At 67.8% G+C, this 17,623-nt stretch carries 16 protein-coding genes and 3 pseudogenes; 10 read left to right on the top strand and 9 right to left on the bottom strand.

The annotated features are described in order from the left end of the window. Positions 1 to 204: 204 nt before the first annotated feature. Positions 205 to 1,107, top strand: coding sequence for a LysR family transcriptional regulator (locus OCT49_RS34170; RefSeq protein ID WP_283856047.1), 903 nt, complete (start codon positions 205 to 207; stop codon positions 1,105 to 1,107). Positions 1,108 to 1,165: 58 nt separating this feature from the next. Here the strand turns inward: OCT49_RS34170 and OCT49_RS34165 are convergent, their stop codons facing one another. Next, on the bottom strand, positions 1,166 to 1,504 hold the full coding sequence (locus OCT49_RS34165) for an IclR family transcriptional regulator domain-containing protein (protein ID WP_283856747.1): 339 nt from the start codon (positions 1,502 to 1,504) through the stop codon (positions 1,166 to 1,168). Positions 1,505 to 1,753: 249 nt separating this feature from the next. Between OCT49_RS34165 and OCT49_RS34160 the strand changes: the two are divergent. From OCT49_RS34160 to OCT49_RS34150, 3 genes and pseudogenes are all read left to right on the top strand, one after another. Then, a pseudogene (locus OCT49_RS34160) lies at positions 1,754 to 2,062 on the top strand (hypothetical protein); the annotation flags it as partial. Between the two features lie 15 nt (positions 2,063 to 2,077). Next, positions 2,078 to 2,605, top strand: a complete 528-nt coding sequence (locus OCT49_RS34155; protein ID WP_283856046.1) for a YdcF family protein — start codon at positions 2,078 to 2,080, stop codon at positions 2,603 to 2,605. A gap of 43 nt (positions 2,606 to 2,648) precedes the next feature. Beyond that, positions 2,649 to 3,341: a WbqC family protein gene (locus OCT49_RS34150; protein WP_283856045.1), complete on the top strand. Its 693-nt coding sequence runs from the start codon at positions 2,649 to 2,651 to the stop codon at positions 3,339 to 3,341. 252 nt (positions 3,342 to 3,593) lie between these two features. On the opposite strand, the pseudogene OCT49_RS34145 reads toward OCT49_RS34150, so the two are convergent. Beyond that, positions 3,594 to 4,046, bottom strand: a pseudogene (locus tag OCT49_RS34145) (IS701 family transposase); the annotation flags it as partial. 46 nt (positions 4,047 to 4,092) lie between these two features. Here OCT49_RS34145 and OCT49_RS34140 point away from each other — a divergent pair. Both OCT49_RS34140 and OCT49_RS34135 read left to right on the top strand, forming a co-directional pair. Next, positions 4,093 to 4,730, top strand: a pseudogene (locus OCT49_RS34140) (IS3 family transposase); the annotation flags it as partial. A gap of 286 nt (positions 4,731 to 5,016) precedes the next feature. Beyond that, entirely contained in the window at positions 5,017 to 5,916 is a 900-nt protein-coding gene (locus OCT49_RS34135; RefSeq protein ID WP_283849834.1) for a GNAT family N-acetyltransferase, read from the top strand. Here the strand turns inward: OCT49_RS34135 and OCT49_RS34130 are convergent. Further along, positions 5,877 to 6,980, bottom strand: a complete 1,104-nt coding sequence (locus OCT49_RS34130; protein ID WP_283849833.1) for a TniQ family protein — start codon at positions 6,978 to 6,980, stop codon at positions 5,877 to 5,879. The genes OCT49_RS34135 and OCT49_RS34130 overlap by 40 nt on opposite strands. A gap of 98 nt (positions 6,981 to 7,078) precedes the next feature. Beyond that, positions 7,079 to 7,549 carry an ATP/GTP-binding protein gene (locus OCT49_RS34125; RefSeq protein WP_283849832.1) on the bottom strand — a complete coding sequence of 157 codons (471 nt, stop codon included), beginning with the start codon at positions 7,547 to 7,549 and terminating at the stop codon, positions 7,079 to 7,081. Between the two features lie 314 nt (positions 7,550 to 7,863). Between OCT49_RS34125 and OCT49_RS34120 the strand changes: the two genes are divergently transcribed. From OCT49_RS34120 to OCT49_RS34105, 4 genes are all read left to right on the top strand, one after another. Then, positions 7,864 to 8,967 carry a hypothetical protein gene (locus OCT49_RS34120; protein WP_283849831.1) on the top strand — a complete coding sequence of 368 codons (1,104 nt, stop codon included), beginning with the start codon at positions 7,864 to 7,866 and terminating at the stop codon, positions 8,965 to 8,967. Beyond that, positions 8,925 to 9,422, top strand: a complete 498-nt coding sequence (locus OCT49_RS34115; protein WP_283855626.1) for an AAA family ATPase — start codon at positions 8,925 to 8,927, stop codon at positions 9,420 to 9,422. Before OCT49_RS34120 ends, OCT49_RS34115 begins: the two co-directional genes overlap by 43 nt. Positions 9,423 to 9,475: 53 nt before the next feature. Continuing rightward, positions 9,476 to 9,688 carry a hypothetical protein gene (locus OCT49_RS34110; protein ID WP_283856044.1) on the top strand — a complete coding sequence of 71 codons (213 nt, stop codon included), beginning with the start codon at positions 9,476 to 9,478 and terminating at the stop codon, positions 9,686 to 9,688. 113 nt (positions 9,689 to 9,801) lie between these two features. Then, positions 9,802 to 10,263, top strand: coding sequence for a hypothetical protein (locus tag OCT49_RS34105; RefSeq protein WP_283856043.1), 462 nt, complete (start codon positions 9,802 to 9,804; stop codon positions 10,261 to 10,263). An 85-nt stretch (positions 10,264 to 10,348) separates the two neighbouring features. Here OCT49_RS34105 and OCT49_RS34100 read toward each other — a convergent pair whose 3' ends face one another. From OCT49_RS34100 to OCT49_RS34080, 5 genes are all read right to left on the bottom strand, one after another. Further along, positions 10,349 to 10,936 (bottom strand): DUF6262 family protein, encoded by a 588-nt coding sequence (locus tag OCT49_RS34100; protein ID WP_283849829.1) that lies wholly within the window; start codon positions 10,934 to 10,936, stop codon positions 10,349 to 10,351. After that, positions 10,933 to 13,554 (bottom strand): tyrosine-type recombinase/integrase, encoded by a 2,622-nt coding sequence (locus OCT49_RS34095; RefSeq protein ID WP_283856042.1) that lies wholly within the window; start codon positions 13,552 to 13,554, stop codon positions 10,933 to 10,935. The genes OCT49_RS34100 and OCT49_RS34095 overlap by 4 nt, the downstream gene beginning before the upstream one ends. Next, positions 13,551 to 14,729 carry a tyrosine-type recombinase/integrase gene (locus OCT49_RS34090; protein WP_283849826.1) on the bottom strand — a complete coding sequence of 393 codons (1,179 nt, stop codon included), beginning with the start codon at positions 14,727 to 14,729 and terminating at the stop codon, positions 13,551 to 13,553. Before OCT49_RS34090 ends, OCT49_RS34095 begins: the two co-directional genes overlap by 4 nt. Before the next feature lie 105 nt (positions 14,730 to 14,834). Further along, positions 14,835 to 15,410, bottom strand: coding sequence for an AAA family ATPase (locus OCT49_RS34085; protein ID WP_283849825.1), 576 nt, complete (start codon positions 15,408 to 15,410; stop codon positions 14,835 to 14,837). Continuing rightward, entirely contained in the window at positions 15,407 to 17,461 is a 2,055-nt protein-coding gene (locus OCT49_RS34080; protein ID WP_283849824.1) for a TnsB C-terminal domain-containing protein, read from the bottom strand. Before OCT49_RS34080 ends, OCT49_RS34085 begins: the two co-directional genes overlap by 4 nt. Positions 17,462 to 17,623: the final 162 nt, after the last annotated feature.

Below are 17,623 nucleotides of genomic sequence, written 5' to 3'. Positions count from 1 at the left end.
GACGTCGCCCTCCTGCGGTGCCGTACAACAGATCCAGTCCCAAAAGGGACCGCCGACGATCGATTCATCCCACACTGCTCACCCTGTTGGGGAGCCCCCCGCTCGTCGGCTCCGACCTGCCCGATCTCGGCGCCCTCCTGGAAGCGACCGCAGCCATTCGGCTCGCTGCCCAGACTGGGCAGCCGAGGGACATAGGTTTCTCCCATGCTCAACACTCGTCGGCTCGGCCTGCTTCGAGACCTCGTACGCACAGGCACCATCGCCGGAGCGGCTCAGCTGGCAGGCTGCACGCCTTCAGCCGCCTCCCAGCAGCTCTCCGCCCTGGAACAGGACATCGGTACCGCGCTGCTGGAGCGCTCCGCCCGCAGCGTACGTCTCACCGAGGCGGGGCGGGTTCTGGTCGAACATGCCCATCGCGTGTTCGTCGAACTCGAGGCTGCGGAGGCCGCCGTACGGGCTGTGTCGGGTTTGCGTGGAGGCAGGGTCCGCATCGCGGCCTTCAACAGCGTCGCCACCGGGCTCATCGTGCCCACGCTGATGGCCTTCCGTCAGCGATACAAGGACGTGAGCATGACATTCACGGAGGCGGAGCCGGAGACATCCATGCCGGCGGTGGCGAACGGAGACCTGGATCTGGCCGTCACTCATGAATACGGACGTCTGCCAAAACCCGGTCTCCAGGGCCTGCGCCAGGTGCTCCTTCACCGCGACCGGATGCTACTGGCTGTGCCCCCTCACCTTCAGCGAGCCGGCCAGACCACCGCGAATCTTCGGGACTACGCCGATGCCACCTGGCTCTCTGCACTGCCGAGCTCTGGCTTTCAGGCAGCGACAGAACTCATCTGCCGAGCTGAGGGCTTCGAGCCCGACATTGCGTTCCGCTCCGACCAATACGATGTCCTGTCCCTGCTCGTGGCTGCGGACTTCGGCGTGGCACTCATCCCCGCTCTCGCGGCAGCCCCTCGCCCAGGCGTGACCTACCTCGAAGTAGCGCAACCTACCGGCCTCACGCACGACATCCACATCACGACCCGGGAGGCCGACACTTCACCCGCAGTCGAAGCTCTCTCCTTGTTGCTTGTACAGCGCGGCGTCGGAGGCACCTAGGAGGCAGGCGCGCTGCATCCGGACTGTCCACGCCGCCCGGTACGAGAGAGCACCGTGCTCATCCACGACGCCAATTCCAGCGCTGCCGCGGGCCGTTCAGTCGGGTGGCCGGACCACGATGCCGTGACCCGGACCCCTCAGACTTCGCGAGTCCTCGCCCGTAGCCGGACGGACGTGCACTGCTGGTCAGGCTCCGCGCAGGGCCCCCTCTCCAGGTGGCGCGCCCATCGCAGGGCGGGGTCACGCACTCCTGGGTCCTGAGTTCCAGGCGTCGTCGTGGTCCGACGACCTGTACGGCGGCATCGGTGAAGTCACGGACCGGCACGGCGACCGAGCACAAGCCGGATTCTGCCTCCTCATCGACGACGGAGTAACCGTTCCGCCGGGTCGCCTCCAGTCGGCGCCCTCGCTGAATCTCGTCAAGCGTTTGGGTTTCCAGCGCGAGGGCTACTCAGCAGGCTTCCAGTTCGTCAATGGTGAATGGCGAGACCACGAGTGCTGGGCCATCACCGCCGATGCGGCCGCAGATCACCGGATCGAGCACTAGCACCACAGGTGTCGTGATGCGTACACTCAGCTACTGAGTCGCTGAGCTGCATCAACATGAACCAGAGCCTGCGAAGACAGCTCCGACCCCCAGAGAATCGACGACTGGTCGGTGGCCCATCAGAAACTCGCCCTCGCCCGCCGCGGCGCCGGCGACCTCACCCAGGCCCTGCACTTCATCGACATCGCCCGCAACAGCGGGACCACCGAATCACCGATGCAACGCGTGCGACTGGACACCGCTCATGGCCACATCCTGCTCTCCGACGCAGCGACCCGGGATGATGGACACCTCGTCCTCGACCAGGCCGCCAAGGTGGCCGCGCAGTACGGACTCGTGCACCAGCTGCGCAGTATCGAGGGCATCAAGGCCATGAGCGAGGGGCCGACCGGCCCCCGGCAACGGTGACCAGGGAGACAACGCGTGAGCGACAACCAGCAGGCCATCACCGAGGACCAGTGGCGCCAGGCCAAGCTGATCTGGGACTACCACCAGATGAACCACGAACTGCGGCCCGTCGACGTGGCGATCGGGCTGGGCAGCCACGACCTCGGCGTCCCCGCCGAGGCGATCCTGCTGGAGCCCAACGCCGGGAACACCGGGCAGAACATCACCCTCTCGCGTGAGGTCCTCACCGGCGCTGGAATCCACCCGAGCACGGTGCTGCTGGTGTCCAAGCCCTACATGGAGAGGCGATCGTTCGCGACCGCCCGCAAGCTGTGGCCCGACGTCGAGATCCTGTGCGCGTCGGAGCCGCTGGAGTTCGACGACTACTTGAAGTCCATCGGCGACGAGAAGCTCGTCCTGGACATGCTCGTCGGTGATCTCCAGCGGGTGATCGAGTATCCGAAGCTCGGGTTCGCCACCGAGCAGGAGGTCCCGGAGGACGTGCATGCCGCGTACGAATCCCTCATCGCCGACGGCTTCACCAGCCGCCTCATCACCTCGTGACCTGCCCGCCCCGGGCGGGCTGTGCGCGATCCACCAGCCCAATGTGTTCCCGAGACTGACGACGCTGGCCAAGCTGTTCGCGGCGGACTGCTGGATCGTCCTGGACGACGTGCAGTTCACCCGCCGCGACTACCAGCACCGAGCCCGTCTCGCCGACCTCGACGACCCGGCCCGCCAGCAGTGGCTCACCATCCCCACCCACCTCCCCAATGGGCGGCCCACCCTCATCCGGGACGCCCGGATCGACGACCCTGCCTTGGCCTGCCGCCGAACCGCCGGGATGCTGCGGCAGCACTACGGCTCCAGCCCCCACTGGCCCGCCCTCGCGAAGGCCCTGGACCCGGTGCTGGACGCCTTCACCACCGGCCGGACCGCGACGGTCGCCGAGATCTCCACCCGCGTCCTGCTGGACCTGCTCGGCTGGAAGGGCCAGATCCTCACCAGCAGCCAACTCCCGTCCCGGCCGGGCCGATCCGTCCGGCTCGCGGGCCTCTCCGCCGCGACCGGCGCCCGCGCGTATCTGTGCGGGACCGGTGGCATGACCTATCTCGACCCCGCACCCTTCGCCGCCCGGAACATCGCCGTGGCGCCGTTCCGGCCGCCGTTGATCAATATCTGCTCCTCCGGCAGCCAGCTCAGTGCCCTGTGGGCCCTTGCGGCTCTCGGCCCGGATGCCGTGGCCGACCGGCTCCAGGCCCTCGCCGCCGTCCACACCGTCCTACAGCCCGCCGCCTGACGCAGCCGTCCCCCTCCTCAAGGAGGGGGACGTACCACTGAACGTCCCCAGTCGCGTACGACTCCGTCCTGCACGATCGCGTACGGGATGCATACTGCAACGACACTTCGTGATGTCCTCTGCGTTGGTAATGGCTGGTACGGGCTCGTGCTTGACTCCTTCTTCGCCATAGCGACCACGCGAGTACGTGCTGAATGTGGTGGTGAATGGGGGAAGAGACGCGGTTGAAGATTCGCCGGGCCTCATTCATGGTCATGGGTATGAGCGATTGAGTATGGCCGGTGTCTGGATCCCCTTTTTTGCCTCCGCTCGCAGGATGGCGAGGAAGGCGAGGGCGGCCATGGAGAGGGTTATATGCCGGTACCACGCGGTGTAACTGCGGACCTGGTAGTGATCGAGCCCGGTTTCGTTCTTCGCCGTCTGGAAACACTCCTCGACCATCCACCGGGACCCCGCTGTCCGCGCGAGTTCCTCCAACGGGGTCCCGGCAGGGGAGAAGCAGATGTAGTAGGCGATGTCCGTGGGGTCGGTGAGGCTGCGCCGTGCCAGTAACCAGTGGTCCCAGCCTTCCCGCCGCCAGGGCCGGATCGGGGCCGCCGCCCAGTGGTATTCACGCGGCCCGTGGGCGCCGTCCCCGCAGCTCACACGGACCCAAGCGTCATCAGAGAGCTCGCCGACCAGCTTGTGTGCACGCGCCCGGGTGAACCGCCCCGGGTGAAGTGGAGACTCGATTTCATGAAAGGATCGAGTCATGGCACGACCTTCCCGTTACCCGCTTGAGCTGCGCCGACGTGCGGTGCGCATGGTCGCCGAGGTCCGCGGCGACCACCCGACCGATACCGCGGCCTTGCAGGCGGTGGTCGAGAAGCTGGACATCGGCTCCCGCGAGACGCTGCGGAACTGGGTGAAGCAGCACGAGATCGACGCCGGGCAGCGGCCGGGGACCACGACGGAGGAGTCCGCCCAGCTCAAGGCGTTGAAGAAGGAGAACGCCGAGCTGAAGCGGGCCAACGGGATCCTGAAGGCCGCGGCGTCTTTCTTCGCGGCCGAGCTCGACCGGCCACACACACGCTCGTAGCGTTCATCGACGAGCACCGGGACCGCTTCGGCGGCGTCGAGCCGATCTGCCGTGTGCTGAGCGCACACGACTGCAAGATCGCCCCCTCCACCTACTACGCCCACCACAAGCGCCGGACCGTGCCGTCCGCCAGGACCGTGCGGGACGGCGAGCTGAAGGAATTGATCCAGCACGTCCACGACTCCAACTACCGTGTCTACGGGGCGAGGAAGATCTGGAGGGAGCTGAACCGGCAGGGCCACGTCGTGGCCCGCTGCACCGTCGAACGCCTGATGCGCGAGCTCGGCATCGCCGGCGCGGTCCGCGGCAGACGTGTTGTCGGGGCTTGGTTTAGTTGATCTTTGGGTGGTGGTGTGGCCTGGTGTTTTTCAGATGGGCTGAGTGATAGCCCATGGGAGCTGAGTCAGTTTTCCTGATCAGCGGGATGACGTCCTGGTGGTGCACTGCGGGCGCCGCGTAGGCCTGTGGCTTGTGTGGTGTGGCGGGTGTGCAGGTTGGTTGGGCGGCTGGTCAGCTCTACCGAGTGTGGGTATGAAGCGTGTGCTGGAACCCACACGGAGGGGTGCGTGGGGCTACTGCCTTGGTGGACCATGCAGCATGCTCACGGATGACTGGCAACTCACTGAAGACATCGATGTCTTCCTCGCTCACACCGGGGACTTTCTGCGCTCGCGGCCTGCTCTCCACAACACGCCGTTGACGGACATCGAGAAGCTGCGTGTCAGCGGTACAGGCGCACAGGCCGAGGCGGCCGTCTTCGGCTGGTTTGCGTCACAAGGCGAGGTCCGCGCCATCTTCTACCGCACTCCGCGTGGCCGTTTGGGCCTTACCCCGCTCTCTGCCTCGCAGGCCGATGGCCTCGCTGCCCGTCTGACCCGGCAGGGCCACTTGCCGGTGAACGTCATTGCGGACCACGACACCGCCACCGTTTTCGCACGGGCATGGCAGCAGCGCACAGGAGCAGTATCGGAGATCTTCTGGCGGACTCACCTCTACCGTCTCGGTACGCTCACCCCACCGCAGCCCCGCCCCGAGGGACAGGGGCGTATCGCGGACGGGACAGACCATGAGCAAGTTGTGCGCTGGTGCCGCGAGTTCTGCGTGGATGTCAAAGAGCAGTCCTCCATCGATTTGATCGATGCCGGTCGTTGGGTCGACTCGCGTTTCGGTGACCGGCACTTCACGTTCTGGCATACCTCGGACGGCACTCCCGTCTCCATGGCAGCCACGACCTCGCTTGTCGGCGGCATGATCCGGCTGGACCCCGTCTACACCCCATCCCACCTGAGGGGCCGCGGATTCGCGGGCGCCGTGACCGCCGAGGCGAGCCGCGCCGCGTTGGCCGCGGGCGCGACGGACGTTGTCCTGTTCACGGACCCGGACAACCCCACCAGTAACGCTCTCTATCAGCGCCTCGGATACATCCACGTCGGCGACTTCGCCGGGTACCGGTTCTCTTACACCGGGCCGGACACCCCGTCCGCCTCGCAGCCCTGACGGTCGGCGTGTCGTTTGAGGGCCCAGGTCAGGGGCGCCACGTGCAGGGGTGCCGCGCTCGCGTCGCCGTGGCGGCTGTTCAGCCAGCGCTGTAGTTCGCTGCGTGCGTGTCGGGCGAGCCATCGAGCGAGGGTTCCCGCCTCGTCGGCGGGGTCTGGGCCGGTGTTCGTCCGGAGTGCGTCGGACAGAAGGCCAGCCAAGTGCTCTTCGGCTGCGGCGTGTTGGTACGCGTCCGCGTCCGCGGTCATCGCGGTGAGGGCTTCGGCCAGAGCGAAGGTCTCGGGATAGGTGACCAGGTCGCGGGCGATGATCCACCACGGCCACACCTTGCCCATACGACCGGCCTGTGCGGCCAGGGCGTCAAGGCGCTTGTTCCACGAAACCGGCACAGTGCCCGACATCAATTTCTGGTCGGTGTAGAGGTGTTGGATGGTGCCGCGGGCCCACAGCCACGCCTCGGCGGCTATGCCGCCTGGGTCGGTGAGGTCCTGGTGGCGTCGGTGTGCGGCCAGGATGCGGGCGGCTTCGTGTTGGCCCAGGTGATCGAGCGGTATCTGGGTCGGTCCGGTGTAGCCCGCCTCGCCGCCGACGAGCCAGATGCGATGCGTGTGGCAGACGCGCTGGTGCCGGCCCCGGTACTGCCATACCTGCTGTCCGCGGCTGCGTGGTGCGGTGCATTTGAGGCACCCGGCCATGACCGACGCGGCCGTGTGCGTGGTGGGGGACTGCCAGTGCGCGGCCGGCCCGGTGTGGTGCCGTAGAACATCCAGGTCGAGCGGCCAGGCGGGCAGTACGCGTGCCAGGACCTGCTCCTCGATGCGGCTGTAGGCGGCCACGCGTTCGCGGGCCGCGGCATTGAGGTAGAGCTCGGCGCCCAGCGCGCTCCGGCCGCTCACAGTGGCGCGGCCCTCTTGCTGAAGGACGGCTCGGAGGTAAGGACTTGCGGGCAGGTGGTAGCGGGCTGCGCACCGGGTGATCCATGAAGCGGTCGTCTCGCCTTCGAGGGGCGCGGTGCGTATCGCGCCCGCGGCCAGGCGGCTTTGGACAGGTGGGGACAGGGGCATAGCGTGGTGAGGTCAGCTTTCGACTGGCCGGTGGACGCCCGCAGATGGGGACGTCCACCAAACAAGCAGAACAAGAGGCAGGGGCGAGTACGTGCTGTTCAGGCGGCCGTCCGGGAGTGGCCGGACGGGGCCTGCTCGGCTGGGGGCCGTGCATCCTGCTCAGCGAGATGGTCGAGACGGACGGCATCGAGTTGTTTCTTGGTGATCTTCTCGGTGCCGTCCAGAATCGCGGTGATCGCTCCTTCGCGGATCAGCGCGGACAGACTCCCGAGCCGCCCGCCGGTGCGCTCGTGCAGATAGCGGGCCATGCGCCCCAGCGATCCGGGACGGTGCCGCTCAAGACGCAGCGCGTTCTCCATGCCGTCCAGCAGCCCGCGCCACGCTGCCTGCTGCTCCCGACTCCCGTATGCCAGGGGAGGGTTGGACAGGAGCTTGAACCGCCCCGCCAGCTGCGCCCCGCGGATTCCGCTCAGCAGGGGCGAGTCCTCGACGGCGACTCCGGCGTAGACGAAGGTGGCGCCGACACGTTCGGACAGGTACTTCATCTGGTCGGACGTCTCGGCGCCCACGCGGGTGCGGGTGTCCAGGAGGTGGATGTCGTCCAGTTTACCGACCGCAGGAGCTCGGAAACCGGCTCTGAACTGCGACGATTCATAGACTACATGTCCGTGATGGAGAGTTGCTGTCGTTCGTCTGTGTGGTCTCGTGAGACGGCTGTCCGCGTACTCCCCGAAGTTCAGCCGAGTATTGATGAACGGGCTCAACTCACGGCAGTTGAATACACGCCGCTACCAGGCCCCAGGACCAGATACCGTTCACGAGTCCCGGCGCCGCATCCGCTTCGTCAAGGCTCGGCGCCCCTGAGTGGCTCCCAGGAGACCCTGTGCGATTCGTGGTCCAAGCCGATCGACAGTCCCCGTCGGACGAAGGCCCCCAAGAAGCCATCCTCGTCCCAGTTGCCGGGGACGACCACGGCTACCAGACCAGCTACGACCTCTGGTTTCGGGACGAAAACAGACAGATCCAGCGCCTGGGCCGCGTCAAGATCGCCCTCGGCGCCCAGGAACCGGGGCCCAGTCCCCTCCCCGTAGGGCAGTTCGAGCACCTTGACTCCCTCCGCAGGCCCGAGTTGTTCTCCCTGGGCCAAGACGACCTGTACTACGACAGCATCAGGAAACTCGGCACCCAGGTACGCTTGGAGATCCTCATCGGACTGGGTGATATCGCTCTCTCATCAAAGCGTCTGGACTTCGCCCTCCAATACGACGTGACGGCCCTCTCGCTGCTGCGCAGCGTCGAGAAGCGTACGGTCATGGCCCAGTTCAAGCGCATCGCCAGCGGTGGTTCCCGGCTCACCGAGTACCGCTTCAACTACCTCGTTCCCGCGCCAGACAGCGACGTCCCGCCGCCCCCGCCACTCAGCTTCGTGGTCACCCCCCGCACCACCCCGTCCAGCAACATTCACGTCCTGATCGGACGCAACGGAGTCGGCAAAACCACCCTGCTGCGCAACATGGCCCAAGCGGCCGTCCACCCTGACCGCGCCGACGTCAATGCCGGCCGAATCGAACACCTCCCCACCCCCACCGCGGAGGACGGTGAACCCTTCGTCAACGTCGTCTCCGTCACCTTCAGTGCCTTCGACCCCTTCGTCAGTGTGGTTGGCGACCCCGACCACGCAGCGACCACGTACGCGTACGTGGGGCTCGCTAGCGCTGGGAACAACCTCGGCGAGCCCAAATCACATGAACAACTGGGCTCGGAGTTCGCCAGTTGCCTCAAAGAGGTTTGGGCGGCCGGACGGCTCGGACGGTGGGTCCATGCCCTGCGCATTCTGAGCAGTGACCCGCATTTCGCCGCCTCCCCGTCCATGACTTCGCTCGACGCCTCCGTGAGCAGTCGCCACAGACATTCACGGAGAGCGATCAAGAGGCAGCCCGAAGGATCTTTGGCCAACTCAGTTCAGGCCACTCGATCGTGCTGCTGACCATCACGAAGCTGGCCACGCTCGTGGCCGAGCAGTCCCTGGTGCTCCTAGACGAACCCGAGGCCCACCTGCACCCACCGCTCCTATCTTCCTTCATCAGGACGTTGTCGTACCTGATGGATGACCGCAACGCAGTCGCGGTCATCGCCACCCACTCCCCTGTCGTCCTCCAAGAGGTCCCCCGCTCCTGCATCTGGAAACTGAGCCGTTGGGGCAACCGTCAGGCCGAGCGGCCCACCATCGAGACTTTCGGTGAGAACGTCGGTGTCCTCACACACGAGATCTTCGGCTTGGAGGTGAAGGAGTCCGGCTTCTACGCGGAAGTCAAAAGGGCGGTCAGGGCCCATGGCACCTACGAAGAAGTCCTTGCCCACTTCGGCGGCCAGCTGGGCGGCGAGGCCAAGGGGCTGGTGCGGATCCTCCTCGCAGACAAGGCCGCAGGAGAGAGCCGCTGATGTGGCCGCTGGAGCCCCCCGCCGAGACAGCCCGCGAGAGCTACGACGCATGTGTGAGCAGCACCCGGGACACCAGTCGGCAAGAGAAGTTGACAGCCGCGGCCGAAGCCGTCGAAGCTGCAGGAGAGCGCTTCCGGGAAGCAGCCCACAGCCAGACGTTGCACGCCCTGGAAGCCGCCGAGTTCAAGGTTCCAGGCATCGACGACAAGGCCGCCGTGACCTGGGCGTACGAGAACGGGATGCGGGGAACCAAAAGGGCCGCCTAATCTATGACAAGCTCATGGGCGCCCCCGTCGACGAGAGGTGCCCCCTGTGCGGGCACGGAACCGTCCGTCAGCTCGACCACGTCCTGCCTAAGATGTCCTTCCCCGCTCTTTGCGTGGCCCCACTCAATCTGGTGCCAGCCTGCAGCGACTGCAACCACATCAAAGGCGATCAAAAGCCGACCACGGTTGAGACCACACCTTTACACCCGTATCTCGACCGTATCGACGACGTGACCTGGCTGCAGGCCAAAGTCATTCACGACGCCCCCGTGCGGCTGGAGTTCTTCGTGACCCCGCCACCAACATGGGGGCAGGGCCTCATAGCCCGGGCCACGCACCACTTCACTATGTTCGGGTTGGCGAAGACCTACGCAGTGCAGGCCAACCGGACCCTGAGGAACATCCAACACACCCTCGAAGGACAGTTCAAGGCTGGCGGCAAGGAGCTCGTGCACGAATACCTCGCGGCCGAAGCCGCCACTCGACTCGCTGTCCAACCCAACGGGTGGGAAGGCGTGACCTACCGGACCCTCGCAGCGGATGGTGCCTTCTGTAACGGAGGATTCCTGGAGTGACTGCAGGCCACTTTCACGTGTACGCCGACATGGCCCGTCCACCGGACGGAGAACGGGCCATGAGGCCGGAAGAGCGAAGGCGAGGTCAGATGCCTGACGCTGGGTCAACGATCCGGGCTTCGAGGTCAGCGACGCGGCGGTCCTGGAAGCGGAGGTTGGAGCGGGCCGCCTTGAGCCGCTCGTCAAGGCTGCGGTTGTCGGCCGTGAGCTGACGGACTCGCTGTTTGAGGGTGGTGTTCTCGGTAGTGATCCGCTGGACGGCCTCCTCGGCCCATTCGGCCTCCAAGTCCCGCACCTGGCCGATGAGTTCACCGATGCGATTCCGCTGGGCGAGGATCTCGCTGTGAGCGGTCTTGAGGGCGTCTTCGGCATTCAGAGCGCGTTCACGCCAGGTCGCCTCACGTTCCTCGCCCTGGTCGGCGAGCAACTGGGTCCGGCGCTCTCCAGCCTCGGCCATCGCGGAGGCGATGACGGCTCTGGCCTCGGGATTGTCGTAGAGGAAGGTGCGGGAGACGTCCGCTCGACGGGCGACGGCGGTCACGCTGACCTGGGCCTTCTCACGCCGGAGCCGGATGATGGCTTCACGGACCCGCTTCAGGGCGGTCTCGGTCTTGTGGCGGCGGGCGGCCAGGGCGGCGGCCGTGCGGGGTTCTGGAACGGCAGAGGTCTTCATGCGATGTCCTGCTCGGGGTCGTTGTCGGTTGTGCACGTATCGCTGTACTCGCTCTGCTCGTCGTCGCCCGCGTCGGCGAGGTCGGCGGCGCGGAAGGCCGTGGACCACACGCGGTGGAAGTAGTCCTGGGGTTTGCGCAGGTCAAGGGCGAGGGCGTCGCCGAGGAGGCCGAGGCCGACCAGGGCCTTCTCCAGGCCGTCGATGGCGCGGGCTGTGGGCTCGAAGTAGCGGTGGAGATAGTCGGCGATCGCGTCGTCCGGGGCGCCTTCGGCCAGCAGCCGCCACTGTTCGCGTTTGCGCCGCCAGTAGAGGAGGTCGGCGCCGGAGAGGACGAACTTGTCGCAGTTGTGGCAGTCGAGGTTCCAGGGGCAGGCGCCGCCGTCGACGACGGGCTGGAAGGTGCAGAACCCGCCCTCGGAGGGGGTGCTGCGGCGTGAGAGGTCGATGGCGAGGGCCTGGGCCTGCTCTCGGGTGAGTGGGGTGGTCTCTCCGGCGAGGAGTTCGCCGGGTTGGGCGGTGCCGGGGCCGGTGACCCAGACGTGCTGGAGGACGTTCTCCAGGTCTTCGCTGGTCAGGTGGACGTAGTGCTCGGCCATCCGGTCCGAGACCTGGCCGAGATAGCGGCGGATGTGGGTGAGGCTCGCCCCGGCCCGAAGCAGGCTGGTGGCCAGAGTGTGGCGAGCCTGATGGGGGACGAGCTGGCCGAGGTCGAGCTCGGTGGCCCACTCCCGGAACCTTCGGTGGAACCACTGGTAGGACAGAGCGGTAGCGCCGTCGGGGTTGCGGACCTTGCTGGTGAACAGGGCAAGCTGAGCGCGTTCGGTGCCGGTCGGGCGGCGTCCGTGCCGGGCGACGAACCGGTCCAGTGTCTTGCGCTGCCGTTCGGCGAGGAGGTCGTAGAGCCGGTCGGGGATACGGATTGCGGTGTCGTAGTTGCCGACCTTGGTCTGGTCGTGCCAGAACATCGGCAGGCCGCCGTAGCGGCCGATGCAGTTCCAGCGCAGCTTGAGGACCTCGTTCACGCGGCGGCCGGTCAGCACGATGGTCTCCCAGACGTCCCGCATCCCCTGGTCATCGGGGTCGTACTGCTCTGTGAGCTGGGCGAGGTTGGCCTCGTCGGCCAGGGCTCGGGCGACCTCGTCGGGAAACGGACGCCGGGCTCGCAGCGGCTCGCCGCCGGCGAATGGCATGGCGATGATGAACTCGCGGTCCAGGCCGAGCCGTTCGGCGGCGCCGTTCTCCATCGCGTTCCGCAGCAGCTTGCGGACGCCGTTGAACACGTCGGTGCGGGTGACGGAGGTGACCGTCGACGGCTTTCCGTAGAGCCCCTTCATCACCAGCGAGGGCAGCCCGTGGCGTTCACGATGGCGCTGATCGGCGATGAACCGGTGCATGTGCTCCACCCGCAAGGCGCTCGGGTCGTGGCCGCCGCCGGGGGCGTCGACCTCTATGAACGCGCTCAGCTCGGTGCAGGCCCGGCGGATGCCGTCGATGGGCACTGCGGTGCGTGGGCGGTGGGGCGAGCGGATGAGCTCGGCGGTGTAGTCCCAGAGCAGGTCACGCAGCCAGCGCTGGGTGATGCGGGTCAGGTCGATGTGGCTGGCCCGGTGAGGGAAGCGGATGCCGAAGTGGTCGGTCTCGAGGAACCCGGCGTCCCGCGTCTGCTCGGGGGTGAAGTAGACCAGCCGCAGGTAGTGGAGCATCTTCTTCACAATCGAGGTGTGAAACCGCGGGAAGTCGTCCAAGTCCAGGTCGGTCAGCGAGCCGGCGTCGCGCTCTCGCGCGAGGTTGACGAGCTTCTGGATCCAGTCCAGGCGCCAGATGCTGTGCCGGTCCTGCTGGGTGTGGGCGAACAGGGTGTACTGGATCTCGGCTCGCAGCAGCGGCCGCAGACCGCGCAGGTTGACCAGTCCCGGCCTCGGGGCCGGATCGACCCTCGCGCACCAGGTGCGGAAGGCGTTCTCGTCCGTGCAGGAGACGGGGACGGAGCGTCCCTGGCTCTCGTATCGCTGCCACCAGCTGGCCGGAAGGGCCGCCCCGCCGGGGCGGCGGTCGCGCTTGTAACGGTGCCAGTGCCAGCTGCACAAACCCAGCGGCGACTCCGCCAGCCCGGGGCAGACCGTGACCTTGCAGTTGCCGTAACCCCCGCGGGGCTCCTGTTCAGCAGCCCACTGCTCAAAGTCCGCCCCGGAATCGCGCGGGGCGACGTAGTACTTCCAGGAGCTGTAGTGGGCGCGGCACAACCGCAGGTCGGTTCGCGGCTCCGCCGGCCGATCGGGGCAGATCGAGCACGGGCCCTCGCGCTCGAACTCGGCCCGGGACAGCGGCTGTGCCGCAGTGAGGAACTCCGCCCGGGTCGTGCCCGATTCCCGCGCCTTTCCCCACTGCCGGAGATGGTTGGAGCACAGGTCCGTCCCTCCGGAGCGGACGCGTTCGCAGGCGCCGACGACGCATCCCCACTGGTAGACGGAGTGGTCTTGGGGAACCCGGACGAGTACTCCACGGAAGATCGGGTCGAAAAAGGGGGCACTGATCAGCGCGGTGAGGATCTCCAGCCTGTCACGGCCCTCGCGGTCGGAACGTTCGGTGTAGAGGGGCAGCAGCGAGTTCGCGGTCACTTCGTCTCACCCCAGACCGTGCGAAGCGCGGCATCGAAGACCGGGTCGTGGACATCGACGTGCCCGTAGACCTCATCGACCATCGCGGCCGACGCCCAGCCGCCGGCGTCCCGGGCGATCAGGGTGTTGCCGTCCGCGGCATCGAGAACCGCCGAGGTGAAGGTGTGCCGGAAGGCATGGGGTTTCACCAGCCCCAACCCGGCGCGTTTCCCGGCCCGGCCGAGCATCCGGCGGGCGCCGACCGGAGCCCACGGCTGGCCGCTATCGGCGCCGTGCAGCTGGACCAGGAGCATGCCGTGCCCGGCGCCCCGCGGGTACTCGGTCGTCATGTACTCGAAGTAGGAGTGCACCATCGCCGGGCTGACCCGCTTGATCAGCCCGCCGGTCACCGTCCCGCGCTCGACCCGCCAGGGATGTTTGGTCTTGGCCTCGGCCCGGTTCGGGTTGCCGGGCCGGTGGCAGACGTGCAGGTGCGGGGTGCGGCACTCGCCGCAGGCCGCGTTCTCGCGCAGGTGCAGGTCGACCAGGTGCAGCCCGCAGAGTTCGCCGATCCGAAGTCCGCCGTCGGCGAGCCAGTCGATAACCAGCCGGTCCCGGGCGGCGTTCACTGTCCCCAGCAGCCTCTCCCTGGCCTTTTCCGGCAGCATCTTCGGGTGCCGGCGGTGCGGCCCCTTCGGTGCCAGTGGGTTGGTCGGCAGCTTGTTCTTCACGTGCCCGAGGAACGAGCGGCGCTTGTCGGCCCGCGTCGGCAGACGGGACTTGTCGAGCTTCTTGCCGAGTTCGCCGTTGATGCCGCGAGAAGCCTGCTGCAGGTAGAAGCCCTTCAAGCAGGCCGCCGCGGTCGACAGCGCCGAGCGGCCGTAGGGGCGCTTGCCCACCCGCCACGGTTCCCCGAGCGGTATGCGGACCTCGGCGCCGACGATCCCCATATACCGTTCCAGGTCACGCAGTTGGACCGTGTCGAAGGCCAGGCACTCGCGCTCCAGCCACCGCAGGTGGTCCACCAGGTAGTACGCGTACGTCCTCTGCGTGCCCGAGCCCTCGTGCTCACGCAGGAACCGGTCCGCCTCCGCGTGCAGTGTTCCCTCGGGCCAGACGATCGTCCATGACCGCTGCCCGTCCTTCCGCTCGATCCGCTGGACCCTCAGGTCCCCCACCACAACGTGCCGTACCACTTGTCCTCCGTACCGACTCCAGAACATGACAGACGTCCCGGACCCGGTCGGTAAACAAGCCCAGGACGTGCTGGTCACAGTCCCAGACGGACATCACGGGCAGGACTACGGGCGGTCGGTAAAGTCGATGATCCCCAGCTGGGACTCGCAGGATAGAACGCAGTCGAGCGCGTGACTGGCCAAGGTGGCGGCATTGGCGCGGTCGGCGGCCGGGTGGCCGTAGAACTCGCAGATCATCCGGTTCAGGGTCCGCAGTGTGGTGTTGGAGGTCAGCCCGACACGGAAGACGGGGATGCGCTCGTGCCCGGCGTCGGTGACCTGGCCCAGGCGGCGCATCTGCTGGCGGTCGAAGGTGCGGCCGAAGAGGTTGGCGATGGTGGTCTTGCCCAGACCCGGCAGGGCGTCGATGACGGCCGCGGAACGGATGCGGTCGCCGTCTTGCCGGTTGGACGCGACGATCTCGTCCAACGCATCGTGGACGGAGGCCAGCTGGGGTGTCTGCACGATGCCGAAGTTGGCATGCCAGTCGTGCCGGGCGTCGTTGTAGTCCTCGGCCGCCTCCTCGCCCAGGGCCGCCAGCTGGCGCCGGGTGAGGGTCGCGGGGCGCTGCCGGGCCGGCTCGTCGACGAAGCGGCGCCAGCCCTCCTTGCGGGAGAGGCTGAACAGATGCGGCTGCCTCATTCGATCACCTCGAAGGCATCGGCGTAGTAGTCCTCGCCCTGCGGGGCATCGAAGAGCTCGTCCTCGTCGTCGCTGTCGCCGAGGGGAGGATCTGGCACCACCGTCAGCTCCGGCCGGCTCGTGGCCGTGGCCTGGTCCGGCAGGGTGGGCAGGGACAGCGCGGCCCGCTCGGCCGACAGCCGCACCGCCATGCGACGCTCGCGGCGGTCGGTGACCAGCCCCTGGTCCCAGCGGGCCAGCAGATCTCCCAGAGCCTTCGAGGCATCGATGTGCCGTCCGGTGCGGGCGGCCAGCCGCCGGGCGTAGGCGGCGGCCTCGGTGCTGAAGGCCATGTTCAGCGCGGGAGCGTGTTCCCATTCCAGGGCATGCCAGGAGCCGTCGTCGGGGTCCTGGAAGTAGACGAACCGCACGTCGTCGGGGTTGACGCGGATCGGCCACCGCCCGGCCAGACGCCCGCCGTAGGGGCTCGTCGTCCCGCGCAGCCCGTCCAGCGCGGGCCCGTTGTAACGCAGCCCGTCGACATCGACGCCGTAGTGCTGAATGGTGCGCGGCCTGACCTGCAGGAACTCGAAGGCCAGCTCGGCGGTGGCGGGCATCCGCAGCCGTCCGGCCCGGTGCACTCCGACGCGGAGCATCTCCAGCGGGGACAACTGCAGGTGGGGCCAGTGCGGGACGGTGAGTCCCTCATGGGCGCGGCGGTGGAACACCTCGCTGATCCACTCGCGGACGATCTCCTCGACCTCGTGGAGGTAGAAGAACGCCTGGTCCTCGATCCTCTCCCCGCGGCTGTGGATGTCCGGGCCCTTGTAGGCGGGCAGATGCTGGATCAGCCCCTCCCGCAGCGTTCGGAAGAAGCGCTCGACGGTTGGCTTGTCGGTGGGCTTCTTCGGCTGGGCAGGCTGGATCGACATGCCCAGCCGGGTGCAGACACTGATCACGTGGGCCGACATGAATGCCTTGCCGTGGTCGACGACCAGCGTCTCCGGCGGACACAGCCCCCGCCCGGGAACCGCGTCCTCCTCGGTGAACACCACGTGGTCCCACAGCCCGTGATAGGGAGCGAGCTCGGGGCGGTCCGCAGTGTCCATGGGCGGGCAGACGGCTTCGAACAGCACCCCGGCGACGTCGACCGCCTTGGTGGAGCACGCTGTCACCCGCAGGCCCACGATGCAGCGGGAGAACAGGTCCTGGGCGACAGTGAGCTGGACGGGAACCCAGCGGCAGGTGACCGGCTCCATCGCGTAGATGTCCAGGTCCTGCGTGTCGAGCACCACGTACTCACCCGGCCGCGTCGCCCGCAGCCGACCGTAGGCGCCGCGGGGCCGGTCCGCGATCGAGCGGCGGGACTTGGCACTGCCGGACACCGCGCTCGTGCCCTTCGTCAGCTCCGCCAGGCGCCGGTAGGCCGTAGCGCGCGAGGGAAGAGGCACCGTCCCGGCCCCGAACTCCTCTTCCAGTCGATCTTCGGTGCGGCGCAGCACCGCGGACCGGGTGGGGGTAGAGGCGTTCACCAACTCGGCCAGCACCCAGCGCAGGGCCTCCTCCCAGCGCGGATCCACCCGCGAACCCCGGCCCTTGACGGCTCGGGCGTCCACCAGCCCGGCCTCGCCTGCTTCACGGTAGGCAGCCACCCACCGGTCGATCGTCCGAGGTGAGACCTTCAGCTCCGTCGCCTTGGCCGCGGTGCGGTCCCCGAGCGGCAGATCCGGCTGGAACTGCGGGCGCGGCTCGTCGGCCGCGGCGCCGTCCGGGTGCCCGGCTCGGAAGCCGGTCAGCACCTCCCGGACATGCCGAGCCCTCTCATGCAGCCTCGCCCGCCGGGCCGGGGACAGGTTCGCCAGCAGGACAGACCCATCCTGCGTCTCCGGCTCACTCCCCGCCCCCAGGGACCGGGCGTCGGCCGCCAACCGCCCGAGCGGCAGTGTGCTGAACTCACCCGTCCGCTCGTTGCGCAGCGTGGCCGTGAGTCCTTCCAGCTCGACAACCTCGGCCACGTCGCCGCAGTAGAGCAGCCGCACCCCCGGGAAGACGGTCACTGCCCGGCCGGTCATGACGCCACCTCGATCGAGGTGGCCGCCGCCAGGGGCGCCGCAGGTCCGCGACCAGGGCTCCCGACCAGATCAGGTGCAGCACCAGCGGACGGACCGCATGTGCCGGAAACCGAGCGGCCAGGGCCGCCTCGATGCCGCCGATGGTCGACTGGCCCCGGGCCG

The organism is Streptomyces sp. ML-6 (assembly GCF_030116705.1).
In the GTDB taxonomy this organism is placed as follows: Bacteria; Actinomycetota; Actinomycetes; order Streptomycetales; family Streptomycetaceae; genus Streptomyces.
Note: the sequence above shows the minus strand (reverse complement) of the source record. Positions and strands in the feature narration are given on the sequence as shown.